12 protein-coding genes are annotated in these 11499 nt (G+C 63.2%); 5 read left to right on the forward strand and 7 right to left on the reverse strand.

The annotated features are described in order from the left end of the window. Nucleotide 1 precedes the first annotated feature (1 nt). Both tsaE and BLO80_RS17735 read right to left on the reverse strand, forming a co-directional pair. Nucleotides 2-469 (reverse strand): tRNA (adenosine(37)-N6)-threonylcarbamoyltransferase complex ATPase subunit type 1 TsaE, encoded by a 468-nt coding sequence (gene tsaE, locus BLO80_RS17730; RefSeq protein WP_092333232.1) that lies wholly within the window; start codon nt 467-469, stop codon nt 2-4. After that, complete coding sequence (locus BLO80_RS17735; RefSeq protein WP_092333234.1) at nt 457-1956, reverse strand: NAD(P)H-hydrate dehydratase; 1500 nt, start codon at nt 1954-1956, stop codon at nt 457-459. Before BLO80_RS17735 ends, tsaE begins: the two co-directional genes overlap by 13 nt. Nucleotides 1957-2019: 63 nt before the next feature. Here BLO80_RS17735 and queG point away from each other — a divergent pair, with 63 nt between their 5' ends. Continuing rightward, nucleotides 2020-3099: a tRNA epoxyqueuosine(34) reductase QueG gene (gene queG / locus BLO80_RS17740; protein ID WP_092333236.1), complete on the forward strand. Its 1080-nt coding sequence runs from the start codon at nt 2020-2022 to the stop codon at nt 3097-3099. On the opposite strand, the gene BLO80_RS17745 is transcribed toward queG, so the two are convergent. After that, a complete protein-coding gene (locus BLO80_RS17745) occupies nt 3081-3695 on the reverse strand; it encodes a trimeric intracellular cation channel family protein (RefSeq protein ID WP_175459517.1) in 615 nt (204 codons plus the stop codon). The genes queG and BLO80_RS17745 overlap by 19 nt on opposite strands. 244 nt (nt 3696-3939) lie before the next feature. Continuing rightward, nucleotides 3940-4482, reverse strand: coding sequence for an oligoribonuclease (orn, locus tag BLO80_RS17750; RefSeq protein WP_060739428.1), 543 nt, complete (start codon nt 4480-4482; stop codon nt 3940-3942). A 109-nt stretch (nt 4483-4591) separates the two neighbouring features. On the opposite strand from orn, the gene rsgA reads away from it, so the two are divergent. Next, a complete protein-coding gene (gene rsgA, locus BLO80_RS17755; protein ID WP_072407102.1) occupies nt 4592-5623 on the forward strand; it encodes a small ribosomal subunit biogenesis GTPase RsgA in 1032 nt (343 codons plus the stop codon). 162 nt (nt 5624-5785) lie between these two features. On the opposite strand, the gene motB is transcribed toward rsgA, so the two are convergent. Both motB and motA read right to left on the reverse strand, forming a co-directional pair. Beyond that, the gene (motB, locus tag BLO80_RS17760; protein ID WP_092333240.1) at nt 5786-6832 is read right to left on the reverse strand and encodes a flagellar motor protein MotB; all 1047 of its coding nucleotides are present in this window, start codon (nt 6830-6832) and stop codon (nt 5786-5788) included. Between the two features lie 3 nt (nt 6833-6835). Next, complete coding sequence (gene motA / locus BLO80_RS17765; RefSeq protein WP_058546517.1) at nt 6836-7687, reverse strand: flagellar motor stator protein MotA; 852 nt, start codon at nt 7685-7687, stop codon at nt 6836-6838. A gap of 166 nt (nt 7688-7853) precedes the next feature. On the opposite strand from motA, the gene BLO80_RS17770 reads away from it, so the two are divergent. From BLO80_RS17770 to asd, 3 genes are read left to right on the forward strand one after another with little or no spacing between them, the layout of a single operon-like run. Further along, nucleotides 7854-9392 (forward strand): HDOD domain-containing protein, encoded by a 1539-nt coding sequence (locus BLO80_RS17770; RefSeq protein ID WP_092333242.1) that lies wholly within the window; start codon nt 7854-7856, stop codon nt 9390-9392. A 42-nt stretch (nt 9393-9434) separates the two neighbouring features. Beyond that, a complete protein-coding gene (locus tag BLO80_RS17775; RefSeq protein ID WP_092333244.1) occupies nt 9435-10250 on the forward strand; it encodes a rhodanese-like domain-containing protein in 816 nt (271 codons plus the stop codon). Between the two features lie 19 nt (nt 10251-10269). Beyond that, nucleotides 10270-11130, forward strand: coding sequence for an archaetidylserine decarboxylase (gene asd, locus BLO80_RS17780; protein WP_060739434.1), 861 nt, complete (start codon nt 10270-10272; stop codon nt 11128-11130). A gap of 43 nt (nt 11131-11173) precedes the next feature. Here the strand turns inward: asd and BLO80_RS17785 are convergent. After that, nucleotides 11174-11499 (reverse strand): transposase (locus tag BLO80_RS17785; RefSeq protein ID WP_139197010.1); only part of this gene is annotated, 326 nt, incomplete at its 5' end.

Here is an 11499-nt window from a genome sequence, read left to right on the forward strand (position 1 = left end):
ATTAGTTTTCCAATGCCAAAGCGGCACACCACGACTCACCACGGGAGCCTTGCGGCGTCAGTTTCAGCGAACGCCCGCCGTTCTGCGCGCCAATGGTAATGGTCAGGTCGGGCTTTGGCAAAAAGCCTGCACCCTTCTGGGGCCATTCGATCAGGCACAAGGCGTCATCTTCGAAATAATCGCGGATGCCGAGGAATTCCAGCTCCTCGGGATCCACCAGTCGATACAGGTCGAAATGGAAGGCGCGAACGTCGCCGATCTCATAGGGCTCGACCAGGGTGAATGTCGGGCTCTTGACTGAACCGACGTGCCCGAGGCCGCGAATGATGCCACGGGACAAGGTGGTTTTCCCCGCGCCGAGGTCGCCTTCGAGAAAAATCAGGCCGTGGCCGGCGGTGATCTGCGCGATGCGGGCGCCAAATTGTGTCATGGCTTGTTCGTCCGCCACGTACAGGGTTACTTCAGACACGGTGAATGCTCCTCCAACAACTGACGAATGGCCGGGATCAGATCGGTCGCCGCCAATCCCCGGCCCGAGCGACCGACCTGGGCACCGGCACTGGCGTGCAGCCAGACCGCCAGGCACGCGGCCTCGAAGCCTTCCATGCCCTGGGCCAGCAAGGCCCCGACCACACCCGCCAGCACATCCCCCAGACCGGCGGTGGCCATGGCCGGATGGCCCTGGCTGCAAACCGCCAGGCGACCGTCCGGGCTGGCGATCAGGCTGCCGGCGCCCTTGAGGATCACCGTTGCGCTGTATTTCCGGCTCAAGGCATGGGCCGCCGCCGGGCGATCGGCCTGCACCTGGGCGGTGGATATCTCCAACAGGCGCGCCGCCTCGCCCGGGTGCGGGGTGATGACGCACTGCTCAGGCAAACGGACATCACCGCTGCTCAGCAGGTTCAGTGCATCGGCATCCCATACTTGCGGCAGTGGCGCATTGGCCGCCGCCGACAACAGGCTGCGCCCCCAGGCAGCCTGGCCCAGGCCCGGCCCGACCACCAGCACGCTGGCCTGCTGGAGCAAGCCCATCAATTGGTTCGCCGAATGGGTGCCCTGCACCATCACTTCCGGTAAACGCATCAGCGCGGCGGACACATGCTCACTGCGGGTCGCCAGCGAAACCATGCCCGCCCCACAGCGCAGGGCGCTTTCGGCACTCATCTGGATAGCGCCGCCGAAGCCGCGGTCGCCGCCAATCAACAACACATGACCGAACTTGCCTTTGTGGGAAGTGGCGGCACGAGGTGTCAGACGAGGCAGATTGTGGGGCAGGAGCAATCGGGCACAGGCCGGTGCCGTTTCAACGATATCCGGGTCGGCGTGCAGGTCATTGAACACCAGCTCACCGACCCGGTCCGCCGCTTCGCCGGTGAACAACCCCAGTTTCAAACCAATGAAGGTCACGGTCAGGTCGGCCGCCACCGCCGTGCCCAGCACCCGGCCGGTGTCGGCGCACAACCCCGAAGGGATATCCACCGCCGCGACCGGCAGGCCGCTGACATTGATCGTATCGATGGCCTGCACATAAGGCTCGCGCACATCGCCATTCAGGCCGGTGCCGAGCAGCGCGTCCAATAGCACGCCGCGCAACTCGGCCTCATCCGACCACGGCTCCATCGGCACGCCCACCGCCACGGCCTCGGCATGGGCATTGGCGGCGTCCCCCTGCAATCGCCGGGGCTCGCCCACCGTCAGTACCCGTACCGACCAGCCGGCGCGCCGGGCCAGGGTCGCGACCAGGTAGCCATCGCCGGCATTGTTGCCATGGCCGGCCAGCACGGTCAGCTCGCGGGCGTCAGGCCAGCGTCGGACGATCGCTCGCCAGGTGGCGCGGGCAGCGCGCTGCATCAATTCGAAACCGGCGGTGCCTGCCGCGATCAGTTGAGCATCGAGGGCCCGGACCTGCGCGGCGCTGTACAGCGCGTCGGGAAAATCATCTTTAGTGTGCGGCATGCGTCTTCGGGCTCCGATGTCTGGCAGAATTATACGCATCTCAGCTCCGGTTTCTCTCGCCTCATGCCTGCCATTCCCACAGACTTCCTCGCCCTCGCCCAATCCATCAAGGAATGGGGCCGCGAGCTGGGTTTCCAGCAGGTCGGCATCAGCGGCCTGGACCTGGCCGAGCATGAACAACACCTGCAACGCTGGCTCGAAGCCGGTTACCACGGCGAAATGGACTATATGGGCGCCCATGGCAGCAAACGCTCGCACCCCGAGGAACTGGTGCCGGGCACGCTGCGGGTGGTTTCCCTGCGCATGGATTACTTGCCGGGCGATACGCAAATGGCGCAATTGCTCGGCCAACCGGAAAAAGCCTACGTCTCGCGTTATGCGTTGGGCCGCGATTACCACAAATTGATCCGTAAACGCGTGCAGCAATTGGCGGAAAAAATTCAGGCGGTCATCGGCCCCTTTGGCTACCGCGCCTTTGTCGACAGCGCACCGGTGCTGGAAAAAGCCATCGCCGAACAGGCCGGCCTGGGCTGGATCGGTAAAAACACCCTGGTGTTGAACCGCAAGGCCGGCAGCTATTTCTTCCTGAGCGAGCTGTTTGTCGACCTGCCGCTGCCCATCGACCCGCCCCACGGCACTGAGCATTGCGGAAAATGCACCGCATGCCTGGACATCTGTCCTACGAATGCCTTCGTCGGCCCCTACGTGCTCGATGCTCGCCGTTGTATTTCCTACCTGACCATCGAGCTGAAAAGCGCCATTCCTGAAGAGCTGCGGCCACTGATCGGCAATCGGGTGTTCGGCTGTGACGACTGCCAGATCGTCTGCCCGTGGAACCGCTTTGCCCGACCATCCGGGGAAAGCGACTTCAAGCCGCGGCACAACCTGGACAATGCCGGGCTGGCCGAGCTGTTCATGTGGGACGAAGAGAAATTCCTCAGCAGCACCGAAGGCTCACCGTTGCGCCGTGCCGGTTACGAGCGCTGGCTGCGTAACCTGGCGGTGGGCCTGGGCAATGCGCCGTCAACCATTCCCGTGCTGCAAGCGCTGGAGGCGCGACGCGACTATCCGTCAGAGTTGGTGCGCGAGCACGTAGCGTGGGCGTTGCGCCAACATGCCGAGCGTCAGACCTCGTCGTTGTAGACGAACTTCGGCATTTCCCAGTGAAAGCGAATCGCCAGGAGCCGCAGCAGGAAACCGCCGAACAAGGTGATGAGGATCGCCTGCTCGTTCGGCAGTTGCAGGAAGACACACACCAGATAACACCACGCCGCGGCAAACGAGACGCTGGCGTAGAGTTCGCGACGGAAGATCAGCGGAATATCGTTGCAGAAGATGTCCCGCAGGATGCCACCGAACACTCCGGTGATCACCCCACTGACCGATGCCACCAGCATGCCATGGCCCATTTCCAGGGCCGTCATGCAGCCGATCAGGGTGAACGCCACCAGACCTACGGCGTCGAGCACCAGAAACAGCGAACGTAAATGACGCATCCAGCGCGCCAGGAACACCGTCAGCATCGCCGCCGCGGTGGTCAGCACCAGGTACTCCGGGTGCTTGACCCAGGTGAGCGGGTAATGACCGAGCAGCACGTCGCGCACCGAGCCGCCACCCAACGCCGTGACACAGGCGATCAGCACCACGCCGAACCAGTCCATGCCCCGCCGCCCGGCAGACAAGGCGCCGGTCATGGCTTCGGCGGTGATGGCGATCAGATAAAGCATCAGCAACATGATGGCGGTCCTTGCAGGAAGGCGCGCAGTCTAGCCAGTTTGGACAGGCACCAAAAGAGGGCAAGACAACGATCCCTGCCTAAACACCAGCCCCCTGTGGCGAGGGAGCTTGCTCCCGCTCGGCTGCGCAGCAGTCGCAAACCGGACAATGCGGTCTACCTGAAGGACTGTCGGGGCCTGCTTCGCAGGCCAGCGGGAGCAAGCTCCCTCGCCACACAAGCAATCCCGCCCATCACCGGGGTGCCGGTTAGAACTTGATGAAATGCTTGCGGTAATGCTGCAACTCGGCAATGGACTCGCGGATGTCGTCCAGGGCCAGGTGGGTGCTGCCCTTCTGGAAACTGTCGCGCACTTCTGGTGCCCAGCGGGCGGCCAGCTCCTTGAGGGTGGAGACGTCAAGGTTGCGGTAGTGGAAGTAGCTTTCCAGGGATTTCATGTGGGTATAAAGGAAGCGACGATCCTGGCAGATGCTGTTGCCGCAGATCGGCGACTTGCCCTTGGGCACCCACTGTTCCAGGAAAGCGAGGGTCTGGGCCTCGGCCTCGGCCATGCTGATCTTGCTCTCGCGCACCCGCTGGGTCAGGCCCGAGCCGCCGTGCTGGCGCGTGTTCCACTCGTCCATGCCGGCCAGGACTTCGTCGCTGTGGTGGATCGCGATCACCGGGCCTTCGGCCAGGGTGTTGAGGTCACTGTCGGTGACGATGGTGGCCATTTCGATGATGACGTCGGTGTCAGGGTTCAGACCGGTCATTTCCAAGTCGATCCAGATCAGGTTCTGCGGGTTTTGCATAGGGAAGCTCCTCGGCGTAGCCACGCAGTTTAGCTTAGGCAGGCCCTTGGGCGTGCTAAACTCGCCGCCGTTTTACCCTATTCGCTGCATTTCTTCATACGGAACACCCATGGCCAAACGCCAACTCAATCGTCGTCAGAACTGGCGCATCGAAAAGATCCAGGGCGAGCGCGCCGCCCGCGCCGCCAAACGCGAATCCAGTGCTGTCGAAGCCCTGGAGGGTGGCGACCTGGGCCCTGAACAGACCGGCCTGGTGATCGCCCACTTCGGCGTGCAGGTCGAGGTCGAGGCCCAGGAAGGCGAACTGGCCGGCCAGGTGTTCCGCTGCCACTTGCGGGCCAACCTGCCGGCGCTGGTGACGGGCGACCAGGTGGTCTGGCGGGCCGGCAACCAAGGCATCGGCGTGATCGTCGCGCAGTTGCCGCGCCACACCGAGCTGTGCCGGCCGGACAGCCGAGGCCAGCTCAAGCCCGTGGCCGCCAACGTCGACATGATCGTCATCGTGTTCGCCCCGTTGCCCGAGCCCCACGCCAACCTGATCGACCGTTACCTGGTGGCCGCCGAACACGCGGGTATCCGTCCGTTGCTGCTGCTCAACAAGTTCGACCTGATCGACGAACACAACGCCCCGGCGCTGAACGCCCTGCTATCGGTCTATCGGGATCTGGGTTACCCGGTGCTGGAGGTCTCGGCCCATCACGGCAACGGCATGGAGCAGTTGCAACAACAACTGGACGGGCGTATCAGTGTGTTCGTCGGCCAGTCTGGCGTCGGCAAGTCTTCGCTGGTCAACAGCCTGCTGCCGGAAGTCGAAACGCGCGTCGGGCCGTTGTCCGAGCTGTCCGGCCAGGGCACCCACACCACCACCACCGCGCGGCTGTTCCACTTCCCTGGCGGCGGTGAATTGATCGACTCGCCGGGTATCCGCGAATTCGGCCTGGGCCACGTCAGCCGGGCCGATGTCGAAGCCGGGTTCATCGAGTTCAACGAGCTGATCGGCACCTGCCGCTTCCGCGACTGCAAGCACGACCGCGAACCCGGTTGCGCCCTGCTCAAGGCCCTGGAAGAAGGTCGCGTGCATCAGCAACGGATGAACAGCTACCGCTCGATCATCGCCAGCCTGCCGGAAAGCAGTTACTGATCTGAAAGGAAGGGAAGCCGGACACAGTTGTGGCGAGGGGATTTATCCCCGCTGGGGCGCGAAGCGCCCCCTCCCTTTCGTCCCCCTGTAGGCATAGGGGGCTGCTACGCAGCCCAACAGGGATAAATCCCCTCGCCACAGGTCCATCGACAAACCTTCAGGTCACTGCGCCGGCGGCGCGGCCGGTTTCGGCGCGGCATCGTCGAACAGGTTCAGCCGCTCGCGCAGCTCGTGGGCCGGTACGGGTTGCTGGTCAGCCGGCAACGCATTCGGATCGACCGCCGCGCCAGGTGTGGAGGTCGGAGCAGGCGCTTCACCCGGCGCCCCCTCGCCTGGAACCGGATCGGGCGCCGGATCGTCGGTTTGCGAGCCCTCGATGGCTTTCTGCGCCTTCTTGGTCAATACCACGATATCGATACGCCGGTTGACCGGGTTGAACGGGTCTTTGCGGTCGAACAGCGCCGAAGACGCATAACCGACCACCCGCGCCACCTGCTCGTCCGGATAGCTGCCGGCCACCAGGGCACGACGGGCCGCGTTGGCGCGGTTGGCGGACAGCTCCCAGTTACCGTAGTCACCCTTGCCGATGTAGGGTTTGGCATCGGTATGGCCACTGATGCTGATCTTGTTCGGCACCGCCTTGATGGTGTCGGCCATGGCCAGCAGGATGTCCTCGAAATACGGCTTCAGGCGCGCGCTGCCGGAGTCGAACATCGGCCGGTTCTCGGCGTCCATGATCTGGATGCGCAAGCCGTTCGGGGTGATTTCGAACAGGATCTGGTCCTTGAACTTCTGCAGTTGCGGGTTCTCTTCGACCTTGTTCTGCAATTCCTGCAACAGCAGTTCCAGGCGCTCGCGCTCGACCTGTTCGGCCATGCCTTCGACCTGCTCGGCATCCACCGTCACCTTGTCAGGCTGGGGCTGGGACTTGACCTCAGGGTTGAGGGTGTTTTCCGGGGCCAGGGTCGGCGAGCCGCCCAGGTCGATGATGTAGGGCGTGCCGCTTTCGGAAAAGCCGACCGGGTCCTTGAAGTAACCGGCGATGGCGATCTTCTGCTCCGGGGTCGCCGTGGACAGCAACCACAGCACCAGGAAGAACGCCATCATCGCCGTGGCGAAGTCGGCAAAGGCAATTTTCCAGGCACCGCCATGGTGCCCGCCGGCAATGCGCTTGACGCGCTTGACGATGATCGGCTGGTTATTTTCCATGACTTAGCGACCGCGAACCGCTTGTTCCAGTTCGGCGAAGCTTGGACGGTGCGCCGGGTACAGGACCTTGCGACCGAACTCCACCGCCAACGATGGCGGCATGCCCGAGGCCGAGGCCACCAGGGACGCCTTGATGGCTTCATAGACGTTGAGCTCTTCCTTGGCATCATGGGCCAGGGAATGGGCCAGCGGACCGAAGAAACCGTACGCGGCCAAAATACCGAAGAAGGTACCCACCAGTGCCGCACCCACGTGCAGGCCGATGGATTTCTGGTCGCCATCGCCCAGGGACGCCATGGTCACCACGATCCCCAATACCGCCGCGACGATACCGAAGCCAGGCATGCCGTCGGCGATGCCGTTGACCGCGTGGGAGGGGTGTTCCAGGTCTTCCTTGAGACTGTACAGCTCCATATCGAACAGGCCTTCGAGCTCATGGGGCGCCATGTTGCCGGACGACATGATGCGCAGGTAATCGCAGATGAACGCCGTCATGCGGGCGTCCTTGAGCACAGCCGGGTACTTGGCGAAAATCGGGCTGGCGGCGGCGTCTTCGATGTCGCCTTCGATCGCCATCATGCCTTCGCGGCGGCTCTTGTTGAGGATCTCGTAGATCAGCCCCAGCACCTCGAGATAGAAGGTGTGGCTAAAGCGCGAACTGAACATGCCCAAAGATTTCTTGAGCACGTGCATCGTCATATAGCCAGGGTTGGCCTGCAGAAATGCACCGAGGGCCGCGCCACCGATAATCAACACCTCGAAGGGTTGGATCAGGGCGGCAATCTTGCCATGGGAGAGCACGTATCCGCCGAGCACGCTCGCGAACACGACAATGATGCCGATAATTTTAGCCATAGATAGAAAGTACTTATTTAAGTCGGGTTCAAGGTCATATTCGGAAGCTGAAAAATCTCTTCTTCTACTTATCGGCAAAACTGCGCCAGACTATAGGCTGTTCTGGCGAAAAGCCAATTTGCCCCGTTCCGGGCGTAGAGAATTCATACGATGATCACGTCCAGCCATGACTAACGAAACCAAGGTTCCAACGCCCCGACCGACCACCCTCGAAGGTTGGGTGAAGCTGCTCGAAGGCGTGCATCTGCCGGTGCCCCAGGCCAGCCACGACCTGGTCTGCAAGGCCCTCGCCGACAGCCGTCGCTCCTTGCGCGACATTGCCGACCTGATGCAGGACAGCCCCGCCCTGGCCCTGAGCGTCATCCGCGAGGCCAACCATCACACCCATGGCAGCCTCGCAGAACCTGCGGAAAACCTCGAAGTGGCCATCAACCGCCTCGGCCTCAAGCGTACCGAGGAGTTGCTCGCCCGCCTGCCGTCGTTGCCGGAGCATGAAATACCCATCGCCTTGCGCCAGTTGCAATTGATCAGCCAGCACGCCACGCAACAGGCCAATGGTTTTTTTGCCAGCCGCCTGGCGCGGCTGTGGCAAGACATACACTGGGGCAGCCTGTTGTTCCTGGCACCGCTCTGGCCCCTGGCCCTGACCCATCCACGCTTGCTCGGGGAATGGGAACTGCGGGTCGTTCATAAAGGCGAGCCCGCGCCCAAGGTAGAGCGCGAACTGTTCGGTGTCAGCCTGCTGGAAATCTGCCTGGCGCTGGTGGAAACCTGGCGTTTGCCCATCTGGGTGGCGCAAGGTTATCGCCTGCTGCTCAATGAACGCCGCGAGCTGGGGAAAGTCCTGCGCATCGCCCGGGACAGCGAACACCCCCTGCGCCAGCAGAATCGCCTGGACGACGACCCGATCCTGCGACGCTGGCTCAACCAGCCGGCCAACACCGTATTGCTGGCCAACGGCCTGGCACTTGCCGCACAACAGGCCTGGGACAGCCCCGCGCTCACCCGCTGGCAGTACCTCACCAGTTTGTATCTGCAGATGTCGATGGATGAGGTCCAGCAACAGCTGCACCAACAAGCGGCCAACAGCGCCCACCATCACGCCATGCCGGACCTCTGGCACCCGGCCGTGGCGCTGATCTGGCCCTCGGGCAGCCGCCGCATCCACCCCGGCTTGCTGCCCGCCGCCCCGCCCAGCGCCCAAGACCTGAGCCAGTGGCGCAAGCAATGCTCCGCCATGCTGGTGGAGCCGAGCCCCTTCCGCAACGCCATGCACCTGACCACCTCGGCACGGGACGTCCTGGTGGCCTGTGGCATGCGCCGAGTGATGATCCTGATGGCCGACCGCAGCCAGGCCAGCGTGCGCGTACACCAGACCGCCGGCCTGCCCAAGGAAGCCGCGGCCATGAGCTTTACCATCAGCCAGAGCAAAATATTGCAACGGTTACTGGCCCAGCAGGCCCAGGTTCGCCTGAACCCGGACAACAACGCGCAGTTTTCGGCACTACTGCCGCCGGGCCTGCGCAGCCTGTTCCGGGGTGAGCACCTGCTGTTGCGCTCACTGACCTGCAATGGCCGGGTGATCATGCTGGTGGTGGTGGACCAGGGCGGCGGGCCGTTCTCGGATATCACCGTGCAAGCCTTCGGCAAAACCGTGCAATGCATCGAACGGGCCCTGCATACCTTTACCAACCGCGGTCGCTGAACTTGCTACAATCCTTTCCCTTTGCGCCCCTGGAGACCTCACATGCCTGACTTCTCTGGCTTGCCGCTGGTGATCGAGCCGAGCGAACTGCTGCCGCGCCTCGACGCCCGCGAACTGATTCTGGTCGACCTGACCAGCGCCGCGCGCTACAGCACCGGGCACATCCCCGGCGCACGTTTCGTCGACCCCAAACGCACCCAGCTCGGCCAGCCGCCGGCACCGGGCCTGTTGCCGACCAAAACCGACCTGGAAACCCTGTTCGGCGAGCTTGGGCATAACCCGGACGCGGTCTACGTGGTCTACGACGACGAAGGCGGCGGCTGGGCCGGGCGCTTTATCTGGCTACTGGACGTGATCGGCCACTCGAACTATCACTACCTCGACGGCGGCCTGCTGTCCTGGCTGGACGAAGGCCTGCCAATGTCCGTGGATGTTCCGGCACCGGTTGCCGGCCCGGTGCCGCTGACGCTGCACGATGCCCCTACCGCCACCCGCGAATACCTGCAAAGCCGCCTCGGTGCCGCCGACCTGGCCATCTGGGATGCGCGCGGCCCGCTGGAATACTCCGGCGAGAAAGTCGTCGCAGCCAGGGGCGGACATATTCCAGGGGCGGTCAATTTCGAATGGACCGCCGGCATGGACCCGGCGCGCAACCTGCGCATTCGCAAGGATATGCCGCAGATCCTCGAACGATTGGGCATCACGCCCGACAAAGAAATCATCACCCACTGCCAGACTCACCACCGCTCTGGCTTCACCTACCTGGTGGCCAAGGCGCTCGGTTATCCACGCGTCAAAGGCTATGCCGGTTCCTGGGGCGAATGGGGCAACCATCCCGACACGCCCATCGAGCTTTGAAGGTTCTTAAGGACAGTTAATGAAAAACCGTTTGTTCATCCTCACTCAATACCTGCTGCCCCACCACCTGCTGTCGCGGTTGGCCGGCTGCATTGCCGAATGCCGCGTGCGCTGGTTCAAGAATGCCTTCACCGCGTGGTTCGCCAAGCGCTATCAAGTGGACATGTCCCAGGCCCTGGTGGAAGACCTGACCGCGTATGAGCATTTCAACGCCTTCTTCACTCGCGCCCTGAAAGACGGCGCGCGGCCGCTGGACGAGACCCCTGGGGCTATCCTCAGCCCCGCCGACGGCGCCGTCAGCCAGCTCGGCCCGATCGAGCACGGCCGGGTGTTCCAGGCCAAGGGCCATAGCTTCAGCGTGCTGGAGCTGCTGGGCGGTGACGCGGCCAACGCAGCGCCGTTCATGGGCGGCGATTTCGCCACCATCTACCTGTCCCCCAAGGACTACCACCGCGTGCACATGCCATTGGCCGGCACCCTGCGGGAGATGGTCTACATCCCCGGGCGGATTTTCTCGGTCAACCAGACCACCGCCGAAAACGTTCCGGAGCTGTTCGCCCGCAACGAGCGCGTAGCGTGCATTTTCGACACCGAGCGCGGGCCGATGGCCGTGGTGCTGGTGGGCGCGATGATCGTGGCCTCCATCGAGACCGTCTGGGCCGGGCTGGTGACGCCACCCAAGCGTGAGCTGAAAACCTTCCGTTACGACGAAGCCGCCCGCGCGCCGATCCATCTGGAAAAAGGCGCCGAACTGGGACGTTTCAAACTGGGTTCGACCGCCATCGTGCTGTTCGGTCCAGGCCAGGTGAAATGGGCCGAAGACCTGGTAGCCGGGTCGCCCGTGCAGATGGGCCAGGGCCTGGCGCTGCCCAAAGGCTGAGTAAAAGATCAATGTGGGAGATTCTATGGTGCAGGGCTACCCCCTAAATGCCTTTCGGTAAATATTCGCTCTGATTCTTCAGCAGGGCGAATACCACTCGGGCAAGCTTGCGGGCCAGTGCTACTAATGCTTCGGTTGTGCTGAGTCCCCGGGCCCTTAGTGCCTCATAAAAACCCTTCCATGCCGCTGTGCGCCTCGCCGACATCGCGGCGTTATGCATCAATCGACGGGCCTCTGGGTCACCTCGCTTAGACAGGCAGCGGCGTCCCTTCTTTTTCCCTGAGTCCGATATACGCAGGTCTAGCCCCAGAAAAGCGATGAAGGCATCGGCATTTCTGAAATCCCCACGCTGAAACGACGTGAGCAAAC

It is taken from the genome of Pseudomonas sp. NFACC56-3 (genome assembly GCF_900100025.1).
Lineage (GTDB): Bacteria > Pseudomonadota > Gammaproteobacteria > Pseudomonadales > Pseudomonadaceae > Aquipseudomonas > Aquipseudomonas fluorescens_AA.